We start from the raw sequence: 23,661 nt of genomic DNA on the forward strand, positions 1-23,661 counted from the left end.
GCTTTGTACAATTATTTAAGACTCAGTTAAAAGAACAGCAGAGGTTTTATATTGTGCATCAAGATGAAGATGATTTATTGTCCTTTGAGGGTTTTCATGAATTACATTCAAGTCATTGGAAAATAGAACAATATCATCGGGTGATTAAACAGGTTTGTCATATTGAAAAGTTTCAAGTAAGACGATCTAAACTGATTTCGAATCATATTTTTTCAGCCTTGATGGCCTACGTGGAGATACAAAAGAACCAGTTTGAGCAGATCTTTGAAAATGTATATTGTTGGCAGAAGAAATTATTTAGACCAATGATCAAAAACTTCATTGATGACTTTATTCTCGATAAAAATCATCTGCTACCACAGAGAATCTATAAATAATACTGCGTAAGTCCTACAACGAATAAAAATTCAGACAATAAAAAAACCGCCCTTTCGAGCGGTTTTTTACATCTCAATGAAAATTATTTTTTCACATCAAAACGGTCTGCATTCATCACTTTGGTCCAAGCAGCAACAAAGTCTTTCACGAATTTTTCTTTGTTGTCATCTTGTGCATACACTTCTGCATAGGAACGCAAAATCGAGTTTGAACCAAACACCAAGTCCACACGTGTTGCCGTCCATTTCACTGCGCCCGTTGTACGGTCTACAATCTCATAACGGTTTTTGCCGACCGGTTTCCAGTTATATGCCATGTCAGTCAGGTTCACGAAGAAGTCGTTGCTTAATACACCTTCACGGTCTGTGAACACGCCTTCTTTTGCACCCGCATAGTTGGTACCCAGTACACGCATACCACCTATCAGTACCGTCATTTCAGGTGCAGTTAAACCCAGTAACTGAGCACGGTCTAACAGCAGTTCTTCAGGTTGCGCAGTATAGTCTTCTTTCAACCAGTTACGGAAACCGTCGTGTTTTGGCAACAAGTCTTCAAATGAATAGACATCAGTTTGTTCTTGAGTGGCGTCTCCTCGTCCCTGCGTGAAAGGAACTTTAATCTCCACACCCGCAGCCTGAGCCGCTTTTTCAACCGCAGCCGTACCGCCAAGTACAATCAGGTCGGCAATGCTGACTTTCTTCTCAAGACCAGCCTGAATTTCTTCAAGTTTCGCCAATACTTTTGCCAGACGTTCAGGTTCGTTACCGACCCAGTCTTTTTGCGGCGTCAGGCGGATACGTGCACCGTTTGCACCACCACGGTAGTCCGAACCACGGAAAGTACGCGCGCTGTCCCAAGCGGTGTTAATTAACTCGGCTGTGCTTAAACCGCTGTTCAGCAATTTCGCTTTGAGTTCTTCAACTTCTGCTTCAGACAACACGTAATTCACCGATGGAATCGGGTCTTGCCAGATTAGATCTTCAGCAGGAACATCAGCACCTAAATAACGCGATTTTGGTCCCATATCACGGTGAGTCAGCTTGTACCATGCACGCGCAAACACTTCAGCAAAATAAGCTGGGTCTTTATAGAAACGCTCAGAGATTTTGCGATACTCAGGATCAATTTTCAGTGCCATATCGGCATCGGTCATCATCGGGTTACGGCGGACATTCGGGTTGTGTGCATCAACAGGTTTGTCTTCCTCTTTGATGTTGATCGGTTCCCATTGTTTCGCGCCTGCCGGGCTGAGGGTTTTTTCCCACTCATAGGTAAACAATAAATAGAAGAATTCATTGTCCCATTTGGTTGGATGCGTGGTCCATGCCCCTTCCAGGCCACTGACCATAGTATTGGCACCGTTACCTGTACCTTCAGGATTATGCCAGCCTAAGCCCTGGAATTCGACATCCGCACCTTCAACGTCTTTACCCAGCAATTCAGCTTTGCCGTTACCGTGTGCTTTACCAATGGTGTGACCACCTGCAGTCAAGGCCACAGTTTCTTCGTCATTCATGCCCATACGGTCGAAGGTCACACGCATATCCTGTGCAGTACGCAGCGGATCCTGTACACCGTCTACCCCTTCAGGGTTCACGTAAATGAGGCCCATCTGCACGGCAGCAAGAGAATTGTCTAATGACTTACGGTCCTGGTCATTTTCATAACGGTTTTTGGTGGCATCCAGCCATTTTTTTTCAGAACCCCAATTGACGTCTTTTTCAGGGTGCCAGATGTCTTGACGACCGCCACCGAAACCAAAGGTTTTCAGACCGGCTTCTTCGTACGCCACTGTACCGGCCAGGATGATCAGATCGCCCCAAGAGATTTTATTGCCATATTTACGTTTAATCGGCCAAAGCAGACGGCGGCCTTTATCGGTGTTGACGTTGTCTGGCCAGCTGTTGAGTGGTGCAAAACGCTGGTTACCGGTATTGGCACCGCCGCGACCGTCCTGTTTACGGTAAGAACCGGCTAAGTGCCAGGCAGTACGCACGAACATGCCAATGTAGCTACCGTAGTCCGATGGCCACCAGTCCTGGCTGCTATTAATCAGTTCGCGTAAATCCTGTTTCACTGCTTCTAAATCCAGTGAATTGAATGCCTTGGCATAATCAAAATCCGGGTCCATCGGATTGGTTTTTTTATCGTGTTGAGCAAGAATGTCAAGATTTAGAGCATTCGGCCACCAAGCAGCATTTGAGCTGGCGGCATTGGTATTGCCACCTTCTTGGTGGAACGGGCATTTCCCTGCAGTTTTCGTATCATTATTCATATCTGAGCTCCAAATTAATCATAAAATGACGATTGTCATGAACCGTTAAAAATTTCTAACTCATCATCAAAATAGCTGTTTTTTATGACAATAGAAAGCAAGTTATACGAATGAAAACGATCGAAAAAGCCTATTCTAAAACGGGATCAAAAACAGGATTTATCAACCCTCACAACAAGAGATCAAATTTTTAGAACTACATTATCAAGGCGTGATAAAGACAATCAAGGTTTGAGATTTTGGACAATATTTCTGATTAAAAATAATGTGCTATAGTGAGGCCATAACAAGCAAACATCCCCCCATCATGTTGATCAAGCATGATCGCTATTGCTGAGAACAGACCGTATTTTCTGGAACCTGCCATTCGTGAATCATCAGCCTCTATTAGAAAAACCGCTGCGGCTCATTCAGATCACGCTTGCTGCACTCTGGATTTATCAGGGATGGGTTCCGAAAATCCTGTTTCAGTCAGCTGCTGAAATCACCATTTGGCAGAGCATGGGTTTAGAACTGTATCTGGCAAAAATGGCGGTTACCCTGTCGGGCATGATTGAAATTGTGTTTGGCTGTACTTTCCTTATTTGGCAAAAAGCAGCCGTCATCCATCAGCTGAATATTTTAGGTTTAGCCGGATTATTATTGCTGATTGCGCTCACCAGTCCCTTGCAACTCACTTCTGCATTTAACCCCGTGGTGATGAATATGGCGATGATTTCCCTTTCAATGCTTGCCCTTCAACTGTTAAAGCTGAGCCAAGCGTCATCTTAAGAAACAAACATCTTAAACAAGATCAAACCACCAGACGCCGCCCTTCGCGAATGCAGTAAAAGGGGGTCATCAATTTGGAGGTATTTTTCATGGCCACTTTTAAGTCCAGTTCGGGCTGTTCCCGGCTTTCATCGGTCAGCTGAAAAGTGTGGTAATGAATCGCCAGCGAACATCTGGAATGTAAATCCTGATGCGCCTGAAAAGCCTCCTGCGGGTTCATATGCATATAGTTCATCAGCTCACGCGGCTGGTAGGAACCAATCGGTAATAATGAAATACGCGGTGCACCCAAACGGTTTTGAATCTCTTTAAAATGCGGTGAATAACCGCTATCTCCGGCAAAGAAACAATGGTCTTTTCCGGCACGCACTGAAAAGCCGCCCCACAATGCCCGGTTGTGATCGCGTAAGCCGCGACCGGAGAAATGTTGTGCCGGGGTATAAATAATTTTTAAATCCTGCAATAAGGACGATTGCCACCAGTCCATTTCCAGCACATGAAAACTTTTCGGCAAATACCACGCATTGCCCAGGCCGGTATAAATCGGCATGGCAAATTTATCGTGCAGCCATTCCAGGCTGGCCAGATCCATATGGTCATAATGATTGTGACTGAGCAGCACCGCATGAATGGTCGGTAATTCTTCCAAGGCAATTCCCGCCGGGATAACCCGTTTCGGACCTTTGCCCTGCTGGGGACTGACATGTTCGCACCAAACCGGATCGGTGAGCAGATTATAAGGCCCGATTTGTAACAGTACCGTAGCATGCCCGACAAACCACACTTGCCAGTCATCTATACTGGCGTTTGGACGGTTCTGGGGAATGGCACGTTTGCTGGCATGAAATTCGGCTTGTTCTTTTTGAACATCAACATTCCAGGTCGATGACTTGCGGCCAAGCAGCCACTTGATCAGCTCGGTACGGCCACGCCCTGCAGGACTGGGCAAGGCATTGAAGAACTGTTCACCATCATGATGATTGGAATGCATAAACCGAAATGAAGGCTGACGCCAGATATGTGACCAGCATGCTTTGGTCGGGAGTTGAAAGTGTAATTGTTCAGGCTTCTGCTTCATGTAGATTCAATTTCTTAGTCTGACCTCAACATTCAAAATCCGGTATTCTGAATGCACTGGCATATATATCACGTTTTATTCTAAACGTCCTTGCATACGTTCCAACCACACCTGTTTAGTTTGCGGTTTGATAAACAATGCCACAATTTCCGGATGAATCTGTTTGATTTTCGCTTCAATTCTATTGACGCAATCTTCGATGTCATCCGAGCTTAAATTATCTTCAAACTCCAGGCTTAACGATGCCAGCACCTGATGCGCGCCCATCTGTTCGGTCAGCACGCCATTGGCCGACTGTACCGCTTCATCTTCCTGGGCAATCAGCAAGATATCATTACGCAGTTGCGGATCGGCCGTTTCCCCCAGCAATAAGCCCTTGGTTTCACGCGCCAATAAAATAGCAGAAACCGCCAGTACAAGACCAATCAAGATTGAGGCCATGCCATCCAGTTCAGGAATATTCAAGGCATGAGCCAGATATATCCCGATCAGGGCAATCAGCAGACCACATAACGCAGCCGTATCTTCAAACAGTACGGTAAAGGTGGTGGGATCTTTACTGTGTCGAAAAGCCTCGAAATAACCTTGCTTGCCTTTCACCTTACGGAATGCTTTTAAGGCCACCAGCCACGAGGTGCCTTCACACAAAATGGCGATGCTTAACACAATATAGTTGATGGTGGGATTCAGCATTGCTTCAGGATGCAGCACATGTTGTATGCCCTGATAAATCGACACAATCGCACCCAGTGCAAAAACCATCAATGCCACAATAAAAGCCCAAAAATACAGCTCACGACCATAACCAAAAGGATGCTTATAGTTGGCGGGCTGCTGGGATTTTTTCATGCCATACAGCAGCAAAATTTCGTTCAGTGTGTCTACCACCGAGTGAATAGCTTCACTGAACATGGCCGAACTGTTGGTGATATAGGCGGCCACAAACTTGACCAGTGCAATTGCCAGATTACCTGCCAGTGCTGCATAGACCACAATCTTATTCGAATCAGACATTCAAATTTGTCCCGGGTGTTTTTTGTTAAGCGTTGTTGTTATCAAATAGATCTATTTGATTTTTCTCTATATCGCATTTCATATTAACCAATCTTCCACCATAAATTGTTTAGTTTTTTATTGTTGTGCGCTTTAACTGGTGAATCATTATGCACCCTACCCCAACTCTCTGTGCAGTAGCATCATATACAACCAATTTGACTGTTCTATGTGGAACAAGAACATTCCTTTTAGCCTGAAAAGGAATTGCAGATAAGAAATTAAAATCTGATGGATGAGCATGGATCTTGTGTTAATGAAAATGAAATAGAGTAAATGGAGCTATAGGCTACTAATTTTAATTTAAGCCAGCGCTGGATACACGAGTGTGGCAGGGATGCCACACGTTACCCATCACAACATGGACGTTGTGTATGGGTAACAAAGGCTTTTGCTTACTTTTGGCCTCTCAAAAGTAAGACTTCGCCTACACAAATACCTTTTCAATTTTATTGAAAAATTGCGGCAGTGAAAGCCTTATATGAGACAGCAGTAAACTATAAACCTCCTTTTTTTCCGACACATATTACTTAATGCTTGGAAAAATACTGCTGGCGCCATTCTTTCCAGAAATACATCACAATACCGAACATCACCACCACAATGCCGACAAAGGCATTCGGACTAATATATTCGTTATTCAAGGTGGCACCTAAAATCAGGGCAATCACCGGGGTCATGACATTGCTTAGGGAAACCGTAGAGGCATTTAAACGGCGGATCAGCCAGAAATAACACAGCATGGCCACAATAGAAGACATGATCATGGTAAAGATAAAACCAATCATGGCTCGTCCACTAGGCAGTGCCGTTGGAAAATGCTGCCAGATAAACGGAATGATCAGCAGTGAACCCACGGCTGAGACCATCAGTGAACCGGTCGCTTGTGACATCGGTTTGAGTGGAGCATTAATCTGTTTGACCCAGAAAATCGAGCTGATATAAGACACCATGCTAATCAGCATCAACACTACACCAATCGGGTTGACTTTACTGTCGGCAGAATCGGCAAAGACAAAGCTCAGACCGGAAACCGCAATCGCCATACCCAGCCATTGTAGCCAGATCAGTTTTTGCGTTTTTAAAATCACATGTCCAATCAGGCCTGCAATCAGCGGTGAAAAACCAAAAATCAGTGCCATTAACCCGGAAGTCAGATAATTGGCTGCAAGATAGATAAACAGCTGCGCACCAATTAAATTCAGACTGCCCGCCACATAACTTTTTAAAGAAGTCTGATCAAAAGGTAGCGGGTCACGCATCAGCTTTAAAAGGAACAAGGCAATCAGCGACGCGCCGAAATAACGGATGATCAGCACCCACATCGGGTGGACTTCCTGCACGCTCCAGACAATTGCCAGTGGCGTAGTGGCCCAGATGAATACCAATAAAGCGTAAATACTTGCCATGACCATCATGGAAGATGAATTTGAACTCATAAATTGCTCAATTAAAATTTATCAAAAAGAAGCGAACCAAATTTATGTTCAAATCCGCAATCAACAACACTGATGGCAGCATGCATGCCGCCTGTGGTACTGGGAGATATAGACATCCCCTCAGCACTACAGAAGATTTTTGTTACTTTTCATCTTTGAAAAATAACAATAACCTATACGAAAATATATTAAATCACACTGACACATGAAGTCATGACAATGAAGGCAAAGACATAAAAAAACAGACCTATGCAAAACATAGGTCTGTCCAAAAATATCTCAATAAAACTTAAGCCACTTTGCGTAAATCCAGGCTTAAATCAAGATGTTTTTCTGCTTCAAAAACGGTATTTTTGCTGATCATTTTTTTCAGATGACGCATTTCTTTTGCAGCATTGACCGTAATACCAGCAACGATTTGACCGTCAGTCACACCATACATCACGAATGAATTGTCTGCACCTTTGGCTGCATCCATTTCACCGCGAACATGCCATTCAGCTGCAGCCATATCGCCCACGAACTGGTAGTTAATGTCGAGTTGATCAGTCCAGAACCATGCCGGATTGGCTTTCGGATGCTCTACACCCATCACATGACGCGCAAAGATACCTGCCTGAAGGTTGGCATTTTCCCAGGTTTCGACACGGCGGTATTCACCATCTTCACGAAGCTGAGTCGCGACATCACCTGCTGCATAAATGTCAGCATTTGAAGTCTGGCAGTTTTCATTAACTTTAACCGCAAAATCAACGTCTAGGCCAGCCTCAACCGCCAGCTGAGCATTCGGTACGATACCAATACCGTAAATGACCGCATCGGCACGAAGCTCTTCACCACCCTCAAGGGTCACGACAACTTCTTCACCGTCTAGCTTGCAGTCTGCAATCCTGGTTTCCAGACGCACATCTACACCGGCACGACGTTGTTGCGCCAACAAGAATTCGCTCAGGATACGTGGCGATGAACGACCCATCACCATTGGACCCTGTTCAATCACAGTCACTTCACATTCTTTGTAACGTGCAGATGATGCCAGTTCAAGACCAATCACCCCACCACCAATCAACACAATACGTTGACCGGCTTGAAGCACAGGTACCAGTGCTTGTGAATCTTCAAGATTACGCAGGGTATACACATGTTTACCCAGCGCATCAAAGTTTGGTAAACGACGTGCTGCACCGCCTGTTGCAAGCAATAGCTTGTCATAAGCAACAACGTCACCGTTTTGAAGTTCAACTGTATGGGCCTCGGCATTGATTTTAGCCACGCCATTGCCACGAATAGTTGTTACACCAAGTTCAGCCAGTTTTTGCTCTGACAGAATTTCAATCTTGGTTTCTTCAGGTTTTAGAATCACATCCTTGGATAATGGTGGACGCTCATAAGGCAGATGCGTTTCATCACCAATCAAAATGATTTTGCCTTCGTACTTGTTGGCACGAAGTTCTAAAATCGCACTTGCACCTGCCTGTCCAGCACCTACAATTACGATGGTTTCGATGTTGCTCATGTCATTAACCTTTTAACTCTGCAGATACGATGCCGAAACCAGCGATCCACTCACTGATGTCTTCGTAGCAATGTGTCGTCATGTCATATTCACCCATTTCATGCAGGGCAGCGAATGCAGCCATCCATGAACGGACTTCCTGACCACCACGGCCACCGTCACGGCGGATGTCAGCTTCAGTCATGGCTTCCAGTGCAGCGAAATCTGCATTCTTGAATTTCTCCAGCAATGCAATATCCCACTCCGGGCTTAATGGTACAGAAACTGAGGTATCCCCTGCAGCAAGCTTCTGTCCTACAGCAATCACTTTGGCCTGACGGGCATTACGTGCTTCAGGGCTTGGGTTACGGCCCGCGATCAGGAATTCTTCAACTTCTGGTGGCACAGAACCCATTTGCGGAGTCGGTGGATCGTGTGACAAACCACCGGTACCCAGTACAAGAACACGTTCATTTTCAAGGTTTAAAGACTTGATAAACTGACCTACAGCACGACCTAAAGCGATGGTACGCTTGGTGGTTGGCATGGGTGCTGCAGCGCCATTAATAAAAACTGGAATCGTTGGATAACGATCAAGCTGACCTTCACACAGGAAATGTAAAGGCTGAGTCACACCATGATCCGCCTGCATACGGTATGAGTATGCAACGTCCACACCTTCGTCCAATACGCGGCGAACCAGCGCCAGCGCCTTGTCTTCAGGCACATCAATATGATCATTGTCTTTACCATAATCCCAGTCACCTGCCGCTTTGGCACGAATGCCCACGCAGAAACTTGGCATCAGGTCATAGAAGAAACCATTGAAATGGTCTGGACCAAAGGTAATGATCAGGGTTGGGTCGTAAGCTTTGACTTCAGCAGACAATTTCTCAAAAGCAGCACGGACTTTCTGCTCTTTAGACTGATCTTGTGGTGAAGCAAATTCCATTAACGGACTGTGCGAAGCACAAATAAGTTTAACGGCCATGAGAGACTCCTTAAAAGGAAGGCAGCCAGAACAGGCTGCCGATAAGTCCATTTGATTTAGACTAGATTTTTATTCGTCAAAGAAACCGGCACGAGGCTGACGTAAGCCGCGAATTCCCAGACCACATTCTGCATTGATCAGAACACCAGTCAAAGGACGGTTATTTTGACGAGATGCCAACAGCACGTATGAACCCGTCATGTCTTCCGGTTCAGGCAAAAAGTTCAGTGGCATGCCACGTGCAATTTTCTCAGGATCACGCGCATCCAGCAGACCAAGATTTTCCTGACCTAATGATGCTGCCCCTTTGATATTGACATTCATACCTGACGGTGCAACGGCGTTCACTCGTACTTTAGGCGCAAGCTCGTAAGCCAGTTCTTTCATAATACCCACACCAGCATGCTTGGATGCCGTGTACACAGGGCCTCCGCCTGCCGAGTATAGTGCAGAGTTAGACAAAGTAAATATGATAGAACCTTCAGAAGCTATCAATGCATCCAGCGCAGCTTTGGCACCAAGAATTAAAGACTTGGTGTTAATACCCATGATTTCATCAAAGGCTTTTTCCAGTTGCTCACCCGATGTATTGACGATATCTGCATAATGATCCCAGATACCAGCATTGCCAACGAAACAGTCAAGCTTGCCGAAGCGCTCAACTGTTGCGTTTACGGCACGAACGTTGTCTTCATAGCTGGCTACATCACCGGCAATTGCTAATACTCGATCACCGAAATGGGCTTTCAATGCATCAACTTTTGCCTGTGAACGTTGAAGAACAGCAACTTGTGCACCCTCTTCCATGAAACGTTCGACCAGTGCCCAGCCTAAACCTGAACCACCACCCGTAATAAGTGCAACTTCGCCTTGTAGCCAACCCATGATTACTCTCCTGACATCTCTACAAATAACTGACCATCTTCCACAATCACAGGGAAAGTCTGGATTGGATCAGTTGCTGGTAAGCATAATGCTTGACCAGTTTTCAAACAGAAACGTGCTGAATGCAGTGGACATTCCACAGTACCGTCATCTTCAAGATAACCTTCTGACATAGAAGCATTACCGTGTGAACAACGGTCGTTCATTGCAAAGAACTCACCGCCATTGTTAAAAACTGCAAGCGCTTCGATACCGTTCACGCCGCAATCCACTTTCAATGCTTCGCCTTCGTCCAATTCGTCAACTTGGCAAACAAAAATCTTATTCATCAGAAGAACACACTCAGGTTATGTGAGGTATAAGTCACTTGGTCTAGGGTGATTTTGCGGTCAAAGATTTGCCAGCCTAAACCACCTTCAACTTTACGGATCTTGTCGTGACGTTTACCACAGTAAATCGTAATATCTTTCTCTTTTTGAGAACGGTAGAGCAGATAAGTCACGTACACGTCATATTCGCCTGCAACTTCAGTTGGTTCAACAATCACGTTGCTCACCATGTGAGTGGTACGTGATGGAGGCTCTTCAGCCCAAGCCATACCCGTTTCCAGACGCGCTACACGGCGTTCCAACAGATGTTTGTTGTCGTTGAACACCCAAGTTGTTGGTGGCTCAACTGAACGACGACGGTCACGGGTTTGTGCGTTTGGCGTGGTACGTAGCGTGTACGAAATATCTTCCGCCATTACGTCCAGCCATTCGCGGAATTTCCAGTCATCCAGCAATTTTGCTTCACGATAAAGGAACTGACTGATTTCGTGATGAAGTTCTAAACTGATTTGACTCATTTCACAAGCTCCTTCTCATATGCTTCAGCTGCTTTCTCAACATCTTCCCATTTTTCATGGATCAGCAGGTCTGCCCAACGGCGGTATAAGCCACGTGCAGCAGTTTCAGAGAAGATGTAGTTGGTAATACCTGGAATACCGTCTTCACGTACTTTTTCGTTACCTTTACCCATTTCCATAATGAGTTTGTTTTGACGAGCTTTATAACCACGTAATACTTTTTGAATTTCTACCCAGTTTTCAGAGTCATCTTGCTCAAGGAAACCAGCAGGGCCGAAAGCACGGGTTGCAGAACGTTCAAATGCTTCTTTTACGTCTTGTGGTGCGTCAGCATCACAGATACAGAATGCCCAAACCTCAGTTTTGTTTGGACCACGTGGGTGCCATACACGAAGTGTTGCCGTACCGTTCAACCAAGACAGTGTCGGGAACATGGTGTTGTGACCAGCAAGGCGTAGCGCACGGATTTCACCTAAACGGTCTTTTACTTCTTCGTAAGTTTCACGGAAGTAGTTTGCTACTTCGCCGTCTACCCAAACGTTAGCATCTGGTTTTTCAGTGAAGAAGAAGCCTGAACCATGTCCACGTTGACCGTATTGAAGTGCATCTTTTGCTGTTTCCCAAACTGGACGGGCCGTTTGTGCCGCACCTAACTGTTTAGATGCATCATCATCCGGTTTTGCACCAAGAACTTGTACCGCAGATGCGTGAGAGAACAATGCATGGTATTGGTCAGATGCAAACTGTTCAGCAGCAAATTTCCAGTTACATTCGATTTCCCACTTGTGTACACCACCAACGATGCAAGTACCGCCAGGACGACGATCTAGAACACCATCCAGGTACCAAGCGATGTCACCCATGTATTCTTCTAAGTCAGGTGTTGTTTCATCCCAGCAGCCAAATACCAGGCCTTTGTAAGATTTAACACGGTTAACTTCTACCAGACCCCATTGCTCTTTACATGCACCCTGTGGGTAAGCACGCTCTTCAAGCGGGATGTCTTTTAAAGAACCGTCAATACCGTAAGACCAGCCGTGGTATGGGCAAGTGAACGCACGGGTATTACCACAGTCTGCGAAGCTTACGCGCATAGAGCGGTGACGGCATTGGTTTAAAAATGCTTTGATTGAACCGTCTTTTTGACGTGCCACAATAATCGGATCTTCACCCATGTAGGTATTGAAGAAGTCACCCGCCTTAGGAATCTGGCTTTCATGACAAAGGAATAACCATGTACGACCAAAAACGCGTTCAAGTTCTAGTTCATATAGATCTGGGTCTGTATAGATAGATGGCGAGATACGTCCATTTTGTGCATCGACTAAAGCGTCGATTTCGCGCACATCAATTTTTCCACTCATGAAAAGCTCTCCTGTGACCAGTAACGGCACAAAGTAAATAGACTCAACTTTTCAGCGATAATGGATTTTTAGCCAGTTTTGGGGAAATATTTTTTTTGTTTCAATTAAGATATTTTATGAATTACTTAAAACTGTAGCTTATATATTTAAACACTAATGAAAAATACAAGATCATTTATTTTCTAAATGGCAGAATAATCTTCACCTAATAGTTGTTTATAGATTATACTGCTACAAAAATATAGTAAGACATTTTTTGGATTACTCTTTTGGACGAGTTATATGGAATTACGACACCTACGCTATTTTATCACCGTTGCAGAAGAACTTAACTTCAGTAAGGCTGCATTAAAGCTTTATACCGCACAGCCCTCTTTAAGTCAGCAAATTAAAGATCTGGAAGAAGATGTCGGGGTAAAACTGCTTTATCGTACCAAACGTAAGGTTGAGCTGACTGAAGAAGGTGCCGTATTTCTCGAGCAGGCGCGCTTAACCCTAGCACAGGCAGATAAAGCGATTGCCATGGCACGCCAGGTTTCGCAAGCCAAACAGCAAATGCTGCGCATCGGCTTTGTTCCGGTGGCGGAAATGAAAATTTTCCCTTATGTACTACCAAATCTACGCGTGCAAAACCCTGATTTAAAAATCGATTTGCTCAGCTTAAATAACAGTGAACAAATGAAGTTGCTGAAAAAAGGGGAACTGGACGTCACCTTTACCCGGCACAATCTCAATAGTGATGAAATTGAAAGTCTATTTGTGTTACGTGAGCCACTGATCTTTATTTTACCGAAAGACCACCCCTTGGCTAAGTATGAACGAATTCCTGTTAAAGAATTGAATGGTATAGATTTTATTATTCCTGCTGCAGAACAGTCCTTAACATTACATAATGCCATTATAGATTTTTCCCATGCCAATGGCATTGAATTCAATATTGTGCAAAAGGCCGATAACATCCTGTTTAACATCAATTCTGTGGGGATGGGTTTAGGCTGCACCATTCTGCCGGGCTATGTTGCACCACTGACCATGGAAAATACTGTGATTCGCCCTTTAGATGTAGAACTGCCTTACCTCGACCTGTATGTGAGTTACCATAAAAACAGCAGCTCTATCGCAGTGAAGAAATTTATTGAATTGCTGACCCATGTTTTCTATCTAAATATAAACCGCACTTAAAAAAATTTTTATGCTTTTGCACCGGATTGAAGCCACCATTATTTTGCTAATAAATAATGGTGGTTTTTTTTATTTCAATTTGTGTATTTTTAGTCCAGATTAGACTTAAGTCTTACGTTTTTTTCTTATCATTAACACGCTATTTATAGGGAATAACGCATAACTTTTTCTTTAGCCATTTATAAATCACATTTCATCATCGAGAATTACAACTTAAGTCTAATAAATTTCCCACAAACTTTTTAAAATGTTAAAAAACAACAATAACGATAAAAGGTTGCCCCCTCATGCATCTATTACGCCGTATAAAAACAGGGATTCAGCACCATCTTTATTTCTTTCTAACCTTTCCGTTTATTGCTGTGCTGTATGCTACTTTTCAGTTCATGACCTCATGGAACTGGTCAACCTGCCTACTAATGAGCTGGAATCTGGTCATCTATGCCTATTTATTTTTCACCCTGAAAAAACTCTGGCGCATTGATCATGCGCATATCCTGCAACGTGCGAAGGAACAAGATGCCAGTAAATGGCTGATTCTATTTCTGGTCCTGCTGACCTTATTCATCTGCTTCATTGCGCTTATTATTGAAGTGAATAATTTGCCGAGCAATACGCTCATTCAAACCGCTCATATCATTTTATCCATGGTGACCATTACCTCTGCCTGGTTCCTAATGCATACCATTTTTGCGATTCATTATGCGCATGACTTTTATCTGGCACTCGACAAGAATAATGAAGGCGGGCTGGAGTTTCCCAAAACACCTAGACCGACTTATCCCGACTTTTTATATTTTAGTTACATCGTCGGTACTTCCGCACAAACGGCAGATGTTTCCATTACCCACTCCGCAATGCGGGTTCTAAATACCCTGCACCTGCTGCTGGCCTACGGCTTTAATACCACCATTCTGGCCATCACGATCAATGTGGCAGCAAACTTTATCAGCCCTTGAGCAAGAGCATAAAAAAGGATGACCGAAGTCATCCTTTTTATTGGCTAGACGGCGGGATTAAACGCCACGAGCAGTTAAATAGTTTTTAATCACTGTATTGAACTCTTCAGCTTTTTCCACTTGAGACCAGTGGCCACACTGGCTGAAAATGTGTGCATCAGCATTGGGTACAATGTTCAGGATATCCCAGGTACGAGAAACTGGAATCACCACGTCTTGAGTACCATGAATCAACAATACAGGCACAGTGATGTCTTTCATTTTTTCGAAGTCTAACGGGAATTCGAAACGGTCACGGTCACGTGCGCCCACTACGTCCATCAAACGGTTCGATGCATAGTCATTTGCAGCAGAAGCAAAACGTACTTTCACAAGCTCATCAGTAATCAGGTCTTTGTTCACTACAAACATAGACAATGTTTTCTTGATGCCTTCCTCAGTCAATACCGGATTCGCATGCGCTTTCAGTGCAGCAGTCTGTTTTGCACCACCCGTACCCATAGATACAATACCGAGAACACGCTCAGGGTAATCCAGTGCCAATTGGAAAGCTAACCAGCCACCCAGTGAGTTACCCACCAACCAGGTTTTTTCAATGCCCAGTGCATCTAAAGTACGAACTGCATGGTCTACCCAGGCACGGATACCGTAAGCTGTGTTTGGTGCAACTACAGTTTGACCATAACCAATAGTGTCGATAGCGATACAACGTGCCTGCTCACCAATTGATGGCAAGTTTAACCACCAGTTTGCCGCAGCAGATACACCGGTACCTGAACCGTGCAAGAACAGGATAGGTGTACCTTCACCCACTTCGTGATAGTGAGTCAACTCACCTTCTGCAGTTTCAATCCATTTGTCTTCTAAGCCAAAGAATGGATCTGTTGTATATTCAGGGATTTGAACAGTGCTCATACATACTCCTCGTACAGTCTTTAGCTTGCGTTTCCATCTTGATTCAGAATTTAACGTCAAGTTGACTCGGTGAAATTTACTTTTTTACTGCCTTATATTACCTGTTCAAAGCAGTCAAACTGATACAAATTTACGATCAAATACTATAAAAAAACGATAATTTAACTATTTGTTTTTTAAAATTTTATTAAAATCAAAACCCTTATTTTTATTAAGGCATTTAATAATAAAATAGCGCTCTCCATAAAAAAAAAGCGACTTATTAAAAGTCGCTTTTTTATTACACTGCTGAATTAGAACTTGTAGGTATAAGTTGTCGCTACACGGTACTCTTTTAAGTCTGATTTCCAGTCGAAATCTGTATCGATATACATCGCCTGGAAGCCTAGGCCTTTAAGTTTACCTTCTGGAACCGTGTAGTTCAGAATCAAATTCAGCTCATCCGATTTCTGGTCTTTCAAAGTAGTCGTTGGAGATGTTTTCACCTCAGCATCTGAACCGATAAAGTATACTGCCGTAGCATTTAAACCTTTGGCACCCAACCCAGAGAAATCATAGCCATAAGTGAAGCCCCATGATTTTTCATTGGTATTGGTAAAAGTTGCGACACCCCAGTTTACCAAGTAAGGTTGTGGTACCCAGCCACCCAATGTCGGGAACGGAGAATCACCAAACATTTGCTGGTAGCCCAAACCAACAGTATGTGCGCCATAATTGACTTTAGCGCCTACAGACAACGCCTGGTTATCAATATCACCATACAGCTTGTCACCTGACTCCGAGTTATCAAAGTAACGGATATGGCTGTCTAACTTGGCTTTTTCACCCAGCTTGGTTTTGTAGCTTGCACCGACATAATGCTGCTGATAAATATCTTCAACATCTGCATACCAGTAGCTACCGCCAATTTCCGGAGTAAACTGGTGATCAACACCCGCAATCAACATTCCATCAGATGTAGGACCTAAATCATAATGTCCTTTTGAAACACCGTCTGGCAAAGTTTTTCCTGGTGCAAACAAGGTTAAATCACGGAACTGGTTGTCATAACGGTTATTAATCCCGTCAATATAAGCCACAGTCAGTTTGGTATCTTTAATCTCTTTAGACTCAAGCCATGCACCGCTATAAGTCGTCAACAACTGACGTGATGGATCGAATACCAGTACTGGAGATACCGGTAATAATTCACCGACTTTTAATTCAGTTTGTGAAACTTTGGCTTTTAAGGTCGCGCCAACTTTACCAAAATTGTCTTTCGACTCTTTGCCATCATGCGGCAAAACCCAGTCTGCTTTTGTATCACGACCATTTAATTTAAATGCATGCTGCACCAAAAGGTCCGCACCGATCTGAATACCGCCACCGATATCCTGATAACCCGATTTGGCATCCAGGGTGATACCTTGAGACCAAGAACCCCAGTTGTTTTGCGGAAGATCCGCATACTGACGGTCTAAATAAAAGTTTTTAAATTTTAATTGGACATTACTGTCGTCAACAAAATCTGCATTCGATGCAGTTGTTCCTAAAGTTGCTGTCGCAGCAAGCATTGCTATCCATAAGTTTTGACGACGCATGGCTGAATTCCCTAGTAATCAAATTAAGCTATGACGCCATCATGCTAAACAATCACAAAAAACGAAATCCGACCAGAGTATTAAGATTTATTGCCTTTATGGCTATTTCTGCTTTTTTTTATTTTAGTGATTCAAATCACGTTAAGAACTTTAAACAATAAGTCATTTTATCTTCCTTTCATTTCATTTTTGTTAAACCTTTGTTTCAGTGTTTATTTTAAAAGAATTTAGGCTTTTTGACCGCAAAAAAAAATTGATTAATCGCTTTTAAGTTTAACCCAGAGCTAAAACCACTTAAATAATTGATTATATTAATATAACTATCCTATGATATGATATTTTTTATCTATAAACTCAAGTGTAAAATCAAAGTCTAGCAATAAAAAAAGCGCCCTTTCGGACGCTTTTTTTGCTTCAACTTAAAGCAGATTAAGCATTAGCTTCTTTAGCTTTAGACATGGTCAATGCCAAGTCTTCAATCATGTCTTCCTGACCACCTACAGTACCACGGCGACCCAGTTCCATCAGGATTTCACGCGCAGACACGCCATATTTCGCTTCAGCACGTTTAGCAAACAACAGGAATGAAGAGTAAACACCCGCATAACCTAAAGTCGCTGCGTCACGGTCAGCACGAATCTGATGGGTCATCATTGGAATGATCAGATCTTCTGCAACGTCTTGAACCTTAAACAAGTCTACACCAGTTTCAATTTGCATACGGTTAGCAACCGCAACAAACAGTTCAAGTGGTGTATTACCTGCACCTGCACCTAAACCAGCAGAAGCCAAGTCAACACGCGTTGCACCAGCAGTCACAGCAGATACAGAGTTTGCAACACCCATACCCAAGTTATGGTGACCATGGAAACCGATTTCGATGTCTGAACCCAGGTTGGCACGTAAAATACCTACGCGGTCAGTCACGTCTTGAGGAAGCATGTAACCTGCAGAATCCGTTACATAGATACAGTTTGCACCGTAAGACACCATTTTTTGTGCTTCTTCCAACAGTTTTTCTGGAGAAGCCATGTGTGCCATCATCAAGAAGCCCACAGTGTCCATACCGAGTTTACGTGCAGCAGTAATGTGCTGTTCAGAAACGTCAGCTTCAGTTGAATGCGTTGCCACACGAATGGTAGAAACACCAACATCATGCGCCATTTGCAAGTGATCAACCGTACCAATACCCGGCAGTAAAAGTGCAGATACTTTTGCCTGTTTCAGGTTTGGAATCACTGCCTTCAAATATTCTTCATCGGTTGCCGCTGCAAAACCGTAGTTCACAGAGTTACCGCCCAAGCCGTCACCGTGTGTAACTTCAATTAAAGGGACACCTGCATCATCCAGAGCAGTTGCAATCGCAACCATTTGCTCAGGTGTAGTTTGATGGCGCATAGGATGCATGCCATCACGTAAAGTCATATCATTAATAATAATCTTAGACATGAAGATGCTCCTTATGCTTCAACTGCGTTTAAAACACGTTCTGCAAACATTTCTGCGGTACGCGCAGCTGCTGCAGTCATAATGTCGAGGTTACCGGCATATTTAGGCAGGTAATCGCCCAGGCCTTCAACTTCCAGGAAGATGGATACACGGTTACCATCAAATACTGGACCGTTTACCAGTTTGTAACCTGGCACGTATTTTTGAACTTCCTTGATCATCGCATGCACAGATTCTGTGATTGCCGCCTGATCTGGTTCGCCTTCAACCAGACAGTGAACCGTATCACGCATCATCAGTGGTGGCTCTGCCGGGTTAATAATGATGATCGCTTTACCCGCTTTAGCACCACCAACTTTTTCAATCGCACCGGCTGTAGTACGAGTGAATTCGTCGATGTTTTTACGTGTACCTGGACCTACAGATTTAGTCGATACAGTAGCAATGATTTCACCATATTCAACTGCTTGAACACGTGAAATTGCTGCAACCATAGGAATCGTTGCCTGACCACCACAAGTTACCATGTTTACGTTTGGTACTTCGCCCGCGTCTAACAAAGCTTCCAGGTTTACTGGTGGTACACAGAATGGACCGATCGCAGCAGGCGTCAAGTCAATCATCAACACGCCAAGTTCATTCAACTTGCGGCTGTTTTCAGCGTGAACGTAGGCAGAAGTTGCATCGAATGCAATTTTGATGTCGTCTTCCAGAACGTGAGGAAGTAAACCGTCTACACCGTCAGCAGTGGTTTTTAAACCCATTTTCGCAGCACGTGCCAAACCTTCAGAAGTTGGGTCAATACCCACCATCCATACTGGCTCTAGAAATTCACTGCGTTGTAATTTATATAGCAAGTCAGTACCAATGTTGCCTGGACCGATCAATGCACATTTAATCTTCTTCATGAACAATTTCTCTTAAAAAACGCTCTTAAAATCTGGACTTATTCAGCAGCGAATGCAGCAGTTACAGAACCAAAACCTTCAATTTCAACCACGAATTCATCACCCGGGTTAGCGACAACCATAGGACCTAATGCACCTGTCAGGATGATGTCGCCTGCAAGTAAAGGACGACCACGACGTACCATTTCATCCGCCAGCCAAACCGCAGCGTTTAACGGGTTAGCCAGACATGCTTTACCAACGCCTTGAGACACGACTTCTTCACCGCGTTTCATGGTCATTTTGCAATTTACAAGATCAAGATTTTCAAGTTTCACAGGACGTGAACCCAAAACATAAGCCGCAGAAGAAGCGTTATCTGCAACCGTATCAATCAATGAAATTTTCCAGTTTTCAATCCGGCTATCGACTACTTCTACAGCAGGCAGTGCATATTCAGTCGCACTGATAATGTCTGCATAAGTGTGTTTTTCTTGGGTTAAATCTTTGTTGATGATTAACGCGATTTCTGCTTCAACTTTGGGTTGAATCAATAGACCCGCTGGAATCGCTTCGCCATCACCATAAGCCATGTCAGCAAACAACATACCGAAGTCCGGTTGGTCTACACCCAGCTGCGCTTGCACAACTTTAGAGGTCAAACCAATTTTACGGCCAACCAAACGACGACCTTCAGATAATGCGCGCTCTGTATTTACTTCCTGAACGGCGTATGCGATATCCACGTCAGCACTTTCGCCACCAAGTTGCGGGCGAACAGGGGCAATCGCAGTTTTTGATAATTCAGCGTTACGTAATGCTTGCGCAACTGATTCAACAACAGCAGAATTCGACATCAATGTTTCCTTAAACTGCAAAAATTGGACTTATACCGTTATCGATGGAAATGCGATGAACAACAAGAAGAAATCTGTGAACTGATCAAAGCCATCAGCAAAGGGCTGCTGCCCATCTTGGCAAACGCGTATATGTATAAACAGTTTTAGAATCGGAAAATTGCGCTTTTTATGCCAATACTTATTTTATTTATGACAATAGCTAATTCCTATAAATTAACTTGGTTTTATTTAAAAAAAACAGCCATATGAACCAAATATAAAAACTGTTTTCCCATATGAACTTAATGTCAGATTGTCAGATTCATGAAATAACCATCGATCTACGACTAAAAGACTAGATTGAATGCTTATTTTGAGTACAAAAACCCTATTTCAGCAGACCTAAAAATGTTATTTATATTTTTTAAAATCAACAAACTACAGCTACTTTATGAACCATAAAACCATTTTCAGTACAATTTTACTGATCATCCTTTCCTGCTCAACTTTCGCACAGAATTATCAGCAGTCACTAAAAGGCAAATACCTTGTTTTAGCGGATGCTGAATGCGCAGGCTTAAAATTTAATGCCCAGGCGACTGCTGCAGCATGGCAAAATGAAATGGACTGCAGCCACGGCTACTATAATAAAGATGCCTGGCGTATTACCTGGATTGCACCAGAAATTTTTGTCATGACTGAAGTGATTCGTCCCAATGAAATTTCACCGCCACGCAATGAAATTTATAAAATCATGAGTATTCAAAACAAAACCGTTACCGTCACCAATTACTGGACGGGTTGGGGCAATCACAAACCCGAACTACAAAAATTTAGAATGAAATAAAGATGAAACTTGTTTCATCACTACCGAGACCCTCTTTATTTCTTCCATCGGGGTAAATAAAAGACCCTTATGAAAGAAGTTCAAAAAAAAGGTGACTTTACATCACCCTTTTTAGTCTTCAGCTTGGATCAAACCGCCTGTTTCAAATTCACATGGTTTAATAAAAGCTGATGCAAATCTGCGACCTCATCTGCAATGGCCAGCGGATGATAGCGGGAAAGGACTTCCGGAGTATGGACCCCATAACTTACCCCTATACGCGGCATGGCAATATTTTGTGCCATTTCCAGATCATAGGAAGTATCACCGACCATGATCGCATGTTCAGCCTGGACACCAGTTTGGGTCAGAATTTCTTCCAGCATTAAAGGATGTGGTTTAGATCGGGTTTCACTGGCTGCACGTGTCGCCGCAAACAGCTCCATGCTTTGTGTCTGCTTTAAAACACGATCCAGACCTTTACGGCTTTTGCCTGTAGCGACTGCCAGTTTCACCCCTGCTTGAGCCAATGCTTCTAACATGTCGGCAACACCAGCGAACCATTGATCACCAGTTGAATTGGCAACATAGTGCTCTGAATAGGACTGTAAAATATCGGCATGTAACTCAGGCACAGCCGGAAATAAACGCTGTGCGACTTCCGGTAAACCTAGCCCGATAATACTTTTGGCATCTTCATCTGTTAAGGGTTGCTGGAATTGTTGTGCTGCGAACTGCAAACTCGCCACAATTTGACCGACCGAATCAAATAAAGTGCCATCCCAATCGAAAATAACCAGTTTTACAGGTGTGTTCATAAATGCTTTCCTAGTATTTGATTCAGTATTTAATTATTCACCTCCCCCTAGCCTTCTCCTACAAGGAGAGAGAAACCCTTTTGCTTAGTCATTCATTTTTTACTAAATCAAAATACTGACTACACGAAGTCTGAGTTAATGACAGAATATTTTACGTGATGTCCCCTCTCCTGAACGAGTTTAAAGCACTGCTTTAAACGATGTGCAAGAAAGGAAACTTGCGCAGCAATGCTGCTCAGGGAGAGGATTAAAACTTACTAGTCATCAAAAGTAACGACCGGCTTATCCTTCTTCTGCGCTCTGAGCTGCGCCACCAGACTCTGCATATCTTCAGGCAAAGGTGCTTCAATGATCGGATAACCCGGAATTTCCAGACGCATGGCATGTAAACATAAACGACGCGGCTTTGGCCCCTTATATTCAGTCTCATGACCGTATTTATCATCACCAATTAAAGGATGACCAATACTCAAACCATGTACACGAATCTGATGGGTACGGCCAGACAGTGGTGAAGCGTAAACCAGTGTGCCATGCATGAAACGCTCTGCTACCTTCCACTGGGTTTTACTGTCTTTACCTTCTTTAGAGACACGAACCCGGCGCTCACCATTGGCCAGCTCATAACGGTGCAAAGGGGCATCAATCAGCTGTTGATCCAGGCTCACCTGCCCTTTGACAATCGCGGCATAGGTTTTTTTGATTTTGTGTTCACGCAATAAATCTTGCAGCGTTTTTAAAGTACTGCGTTTTTTACTGATCATCACCAGTCCCGAAGTATCGCGGTCAATACGGTGAATCAGTTCCAGATATTTCTTGCCGGTGGCTGCACGCAGTCCTTCAATCAGCCCATACGCCACACCACTACCGCCATGCACGGCAATCCCTGAAGGTTTGTTTATTACCATCAGGCCTTCATCTTCATACACCACTCGACTAAGCAGGCTTTGCGCCACTTTATCCGATACTGGTGCCGCCGTTTCATCTTTAGGCTCAAAACGAATTGGTGCAACGCGAATCTGGTCACCAATATTCAGTTTGGTTTCCGCCTTAACGCGCTTTTTATTGACCCGAACCTGTCCTTCACGGATTAAACGATAAATCCGACTTTTTGGTACACCTTTAAGTCTGGAAAATAAAAAATTGTCGATGCGTTGACCCAATTGATGCTCGTCCACTTCAAACCAGGTGACACTTTGCCATTCTTGCGTAGAATTCATACAGTTACGATGACCCAAAAAATACTAAAATTGATTAAAAACTGATCACTTGGGCTATGCTTTACACAAGAAAGATAAGCTTAGCCCATAGGCAGATGATGCAAGGTTTGATATAGTCAGCGCACGGATACCACCGTTAGTGTGAAAAAATTTAATCACTTCAATCTTTTTTGAAGCTCAATATTAAATTTCACCATTCACATTAAATACGGAAAGGTCCCTAAAGAATATGCCGACGCCGAAGGCTTATTATATCGGCAAAAAAGCAAACTGTTGCGTTTAATTGTACTTCGTACATAAATCAGTTTGCCCTAAAAAATATGTCGCCAACCTAGTTGGTTTTTAAACGTAAACTGATACACATCAGATTAATCGCACCCTGAAGTCGCATTCAGGCTACAACGTTGATG

Annotated in this window: 22 protein-coding genes; 5 read left to right on the plus strand and 17 right to left on the minus strand. The window is 43.6% G+C overall.

Features of this window, described 5'->3' with window-relative positions; genetic code table 11:
* On the plus strand, positions 1 to 377 hold a 377-nt coding region (locus tag FTU91_RS00005), incomplete at its 5' end, for a transposase (protein WP_180080039.1).
* An 83-nt stretch (positions 378 to 460) separates the two neighbouring features.
* Here the strand turns inward: FTU91_RS00005 and katG are convergent.
* Complete coding sequence (katG, locus tag FTU91_RS00010) at positions 461 to 2,653, minus strand: catalase/peroxidase HPI (protein WP_180080042.1); 2,193 nt, start codon at positions 2,651 to 2,653, stop codon at positions 461 to 463.
* A 369-nt stretch (positions 2,654 to 3,022) separates the two neighbouring features.
* Between katG and FTU91_RS00015 the strand changes: the two genes are divergently transcribed.
* On the plus strand, positions 3,023 to 3,424 hold the full coding sequence (locus FTU91_RS00015; protein ID WP_180080226.1) for a DoxX-like family protein: 402 nt from the start codon (positions 3,023 to 3,025) through the stop codon (positions 3,422 to 3,424).
* A gap of 22 nt (positions 3,425 to 3,446) precedes the next feature.
* Here the strand turns inward: FTU91_RS00015 and FTU91_RS00020 are convergent, their stop codons facing one another.
* The 9 genes from FTU91_RS00020 to hcaE all read right to left on the minus strand — a co-directional run bounded on the left by FTU91_RS00020 (position 3,447) and on the right by hcaE (position 12,576).
* On the minus strand, positions 3,447 to 4,502 hold the full coding sequence (locus FTU91_RS00020; RefSeq protein WP_180080045.1) for an MBL fold metallo-hydrolase: 1,056 nt from the start codon (positions 4,500 to 4,502) through the stop codon (positions 3,447 to 3,449).
* Positions 4,503 to 4,577: 75 nt separating this feature from the next.
* Positions 4,578 to 5,516: a cation diffusion facilitator family transporter gene (locus FTU91_RS00025; protein ID WP_180080048.1), complete on the minus strand. Its 939-nt coding sequence runs from the start codon at positions 5,514 to 5,516 to the stop codon at positions 4,578 to 4,580.
* A gap of 569 nt (positions 5,517 to 6,085) precedes the next feature.
* Positions 6,086 to 6,994, minus strand: a complete 909-nt coding sequence (locus tag FTU91_RS00030) for a DMT family transporter (RefSeq protein WP_180080051.1) — start codon at positions 6,992 to 6,994, stop codon at positions 6,086 to 6,088.
* Between the two features lie 289 nt (positions 6,995 to 7,283).
* Complete coding sequence (hcaD, locus tag FTU91_RS00035; RefSeq protein WP_180080053.1) at positions 7,284 to 8,510, minus strand: 3-phenylpropionate/cinnamic acid dioxygenase ferredoxin--NAD(+) reductase subunit; 1,227 nt, start codon at positions 8,508 to 8,510, stop codon at positions 7,284 to 7,286.
* Between the two features lie 4 nt (positions 8,511 to 8,514).
* Entirely contained in the window at positions 8,515 to 9,480 is a 966-nt protein-coding gene (locus FTU91_RS00040; protein WP_086195288.1) for a 3-carboxyethylcatechol 2,3-dioxygenase, read from the minus strand.
* A gap of 69 nt (positions 9,481 to 9,549) precedes the next feature.
* The gene (gene hcaB, locus FTU91_RS00045; protein ID WP_180080056.1) at positions 9,550 to 10,365 is read right to left on the minus strand and encodes a 3-phenylpropionate-dihydrodiol/cinnamic acid-dihydrodiol dehydrogenase; all 816 of its coding nucleotides are present in this window, start codon (positions 10,363 to 10,365) and stop codon (positions 9,550 to 9,552) included.
* Between the two features lie 2 nt (positions 10,366 to 10,367).
* On the minus strand, positions 10,368 to 10,694 hold the full coding sequence (hcaC, locus tag FTU91_RS00050) for a 3-phenylpropionate/cinnamic acid dioxygenase ferredoxin subunit (RefSeq protein WP_180080059.1): 327 nt from the start codon (positions 10,692 to 10,694) through the stop codon (positions 10,368 to 10,370).
* Positions 10,694 to 11,212, minus strand: a complete 519-nt coding sequence (hcaF, locus tag FTU91_RS00055) for a 3-phenylpropionate/cinnamic acid dioxygenase subunit beta (RefSeq protein ID WP_086195286.1) — start codon at positions 11,210 to 11,212, stop codon at positions 10,694 to 10,696. The genes hcaC and hcaF overlap by 1 nt, the downstream gene beginning before the upstream one ends.
* Complete coding sequence (gene hcaE / locus FTU91_RS00060; protein ID WP_086195285.1) at positions 11,209 to 12,576, minus strand: 3-phenylpropionate/cinnamic acid dioxygenase subunit alpha; 1,368 nt, start codon at positions 12,574 to 12,576, stop codon at positions 11,209 to 11,211. The genes hcaF and hcaE overlap by 4 nt, the downstream gene beginning before the upstream one ends.
* Before the next feature lie 282 nt (positions 12,577 to 12,858).
* On the opposite strand from hcaE, the gene hcaR reads away from it, so the two are divergent.
* The gene (gene hcaR / locus FTU91_RS00065; protein ID WP_086195284.1) at positions 12,859 to 13,758 is read left to right on the plus strand and encodes a DNA-binding transcriptional regulator HcaR; all 900 of its coding nucleotides are present in this window, start codon (positions 12,859 to 12,861) and stop codon (positions 13,756 to 13,758) included.
* Positions 13,759 to 14,045: 287 nt separating this feature from the next.
* Positions 14,046 to 14,717 carry a DUF1345 domain-containing protein gene (locus FTU91_RS00070; protein ID WP_180080062.1) on the plus strand — a complete coding sequence of 224 codons (672 nt, stop codon included), beginning with the start codon at positions 14,046 to 14,048 and terminating at the stop codon, positions 14,715 to 14,717.
* Between the two features lie 57 nt (positions 14,718 to 14,774).
* On the opposite strand, the gene FTU91_RS00075 is transcribed toward FTU91_RS00070, so the two are convergent.
* The 5 genes from FTU91_RS00075 to mhpD form a co-directional block, all read right to left on the minus strand.
* Positions 14,775 to 15,632 carry an alpha/beta fold hydrolase gene (locus FTU91_RS00075; protein ID WP_180043082.1) on the minus strand — a complete coding sequence of 286 codons (858 nt, stop codon included), beginning with the start codon at positions 15,630 to 15,632 and terminating at the stop codon, positions 14,775 to 14,777.
* A gap of 293 nt (positions 15,633 to 15,925) precedes the next feature.
* Entirely contained in the window at positions 15,926 to 17,212 is a 1,287-nt protein-coding gene (locus FTU91_RS00080) for an OprD family outer membrane porin (protein WP_180080066.1), read from the minus strand.
* Between the two features lie 429 nt (positions 17,213 to 17,641).
* Positions 17,642 to 18,661, minus strand: coding sequence for a 4-hydroxy-2-oxovalerate aldolase (gene dmpG / locus FTU91_RS00085; protein WP_086195280.1), 1,020 nt, complete (start codon positions 18,659 to 18,661; stop codon positions 17,642 to 17,644).
* 11 nt (positions 18,662 to 18,672) lie between these two features.
* The gene (locus FTU91_RS00090; protein ID WP_086195279.1) at positions 18,673 to 19,569 is read right to left on the minus strand and encodes an acetaldehyde dehydrogenase (acetylating); all 897 of its coding nucleotides are present in this window, start codon (positions 19,567 to 19,569) and stop codon (positions 18,673 to 18,675) included.
* Between the two features lie 38 nt (positions 19,570 to 19,607).
* The gene (mhpD, locus tag FTU91_RS00095) at positions 19,608 to 20,405 is read right to left on the minus strand and encodes a 2-keto-4-pentenoate hydratase (RefSeq protein WP_086195278.1); all 798 of its coding nucleotides are present in this window, start codon (positions 20,403 to 20,405) and stop codon (positions 19,608 to 19,610) included.
* 433 nt (positions 20,406 to 20,838) lie between these two features.
* Here mhpD and FTU91_RS00100 point away from each other — a divergent pair, with 433 nt between their 5' ends.
* Positions 20,839 to 21,234, plus strand: coding sequence for a hypothetical protein (locus FTU91_RS00100; RefSeq protein ID WP_180080069.1), 396 nt, complete (start codon positions 20,839 to 20,841; stop codon positions 21,232 to 21,234).
* Between the two features lie 128 nt (positions 21,235 to 21,362).
* Here FTU91_RS00100 and FTU91_RS00105 read toward each other — a convergent pair whose 3' ends face one another.
* Positions 21,363 to 22,031: an HAD-IA family hydrolase gene (locus tag FTU91_RS00105; RefSeq protein WP_180043079.1), complete on the minus strand. Its 669-nt coding sequence runs from the start codon at positions 22,029 to 22,031 to the stop codon at positions 21,363 to 21,365.
* Between the two features lie 257 nt (positions 22,032 to 22,288).
* Positions 22,289 to 23,251, minus strand: a complete 963-nt coding sequence (locus FTU91_RS00110) for an RluA family pseudouridine synthase (RefSeq protein ID WP_180080072.1) — start codon at positions 23,249 to 23,251, stop codon at positions 22,289 to 22,291.
* Positions 23,252 to 23,661: the final 410 nt, after the last annotated feature.

The sequence above is a fragment of the Acinetobacter sp. YH12201 genome (assembly GCF_013418145.1).
Lineage (GTDB): Bacteria > Pseudomonadota > Gammaproteobacteria > Pseudomonadales > Moraxellaceae > Acinetobacter.

Excerpts from the sequence above, each read along its gene's own strand:
- katG (WP_180080042.1), bottom strand. The coding sequence starts at position 2,653 with ATGAATAATGATACGAAAACTGCAGGGAAATGCCCGTTCCACCAAGAA.
- FTU91_RS00020 (WP_180080045.1), bottom strand. The coding sequence starts at position 4,502 with ATGAAGCAGAAGCCTGAACAATTACACTTTCAACTCCCGACCAAAGCA.
- FTU91_RS00025 (WP_180080048.1), bottom strand. The coding sequence starts at position 5,516 with ATGTCTGATTCGAATAAGATTGTGGTCTATGCAGCACTGGCAGGTAAT.
- FTU91_RS00030 (WP_180080051.1), bottom strand. The coding sequence starts at position 6,994 with ATGAGTTCAAATTCATCTTCCATGATGGTCATGGCAAGTATTTACGCT.
- hcaD (WP_180080053.1), bottom strand. The coding sequence starts at position 8,510 with ATGAGCAACATCGAAACCATCGTAATTGTAGGTGCTGGACAGGCAGGT.
- FTU91_RS00040 (WP_086195288.1), bottom strand. The coding sequence starts at position 9,480 with ATGGCCGTTAAACTTATTTGTGCTTCGCACAGTCCGTTAATGGAATTT.
- hcaB (WP_180080056.1), bottom strand. The coding sequence starts at position 10,365 with ATGGGTTGGCTACAAGGCGAAGTTGCACTTATTACGGGTGGTGGTTCA.
- hcaC (WP_180080059.1), bottom strand. The coding sequence starts at position 10,694 with ATGAATAAGATTTTTGTTTGCCAAGTTGACGAATTGGACGAAGGCGAA.
- hcaF (WP_086195286.1), bottom strand. The coding sequence starts at position 11,212 with ATGAGTCAAATCAGTTTAGAACTTCATCACGAAATCAGTCAGTTCCTT.
- hcaE (WP_086195285.1), bottom strand. The coding sequence starts at position 12,576 with ATGAGTGGAAAAATTGATGTGCGCGAAATCGACGCTTTAGTCGATGCA.
- hcaR (WP_086195284.1), top strand. The coding sequence starts at position 12,859 with ATGGAATTACGACACCTACGCTATTTTATCACCGTTGCAGAAGAACTT.
- FTU91_RS00070 (WP_180080062.1), top strand. The coding sequence starts at position 14,046 with ATGCATCTATTACGCCGTATAAAAACAGGGATTCAGCACCATCTTTAT.
- FTU91_RS00075 (WP_180043082.1), bottom strand. The coding sequence starts at position 15,632 with ATGAGCACTGTTCAAATCCCTGAATATACAACAGATCCATTCTTTGGC.
- FTU91_RS00080 (WP_180080066.1), bottom strand. The coding sequence starts at position 17,212 with ATGCGTCGTCAAAACTTATGGATAGCAATGCTTGCTGCGACAGCAACT.
- dmpG (WP_086195280.1), bottom strand. The coding sequence starts at position 18,661 with ATGTCTAAGATTATTATTAATGATATGACTTTACGTGATGGCATGCAT.
- FTU91_RS00090 (WP_086195279.1), bottom strand. The coding sequence starts at position 19,569 with ATGAAGAAGATTAAATGTGCATTGATCGGTCCAGGCAACATTGGTACT.
- mhpD (WP_086195278.1), bottom strand. The coding sequence starts at position 20,405 with ATGTCGAATTCTGCTGTTGTTGAATCAGTTGCGCAAGCATTACGTAAC.
- FTU91_RS00100 (WP_180080069.1), top strand. The coding sequence starts at position 20,839 with ATGAACCATAAAACCATTTTCAGTACAATTTTACTGATCATCCTTTCC.
- FTU91_RS00105 (WP_180043079.1), bottom strand. The coding sequence starts at position 22,031 with ATGAACACACCTGTAAAACTGGTTATTTTCGATTGGGATGGCACTTTA.
- FTU91_RS00110 (WP_180080072.1), bottom strand. The coding sequence starts at position 23,251 with ATGAATTCTACGCAAGAATGGCAAAGTGTCACCTGGTTTGAAGTGGAC.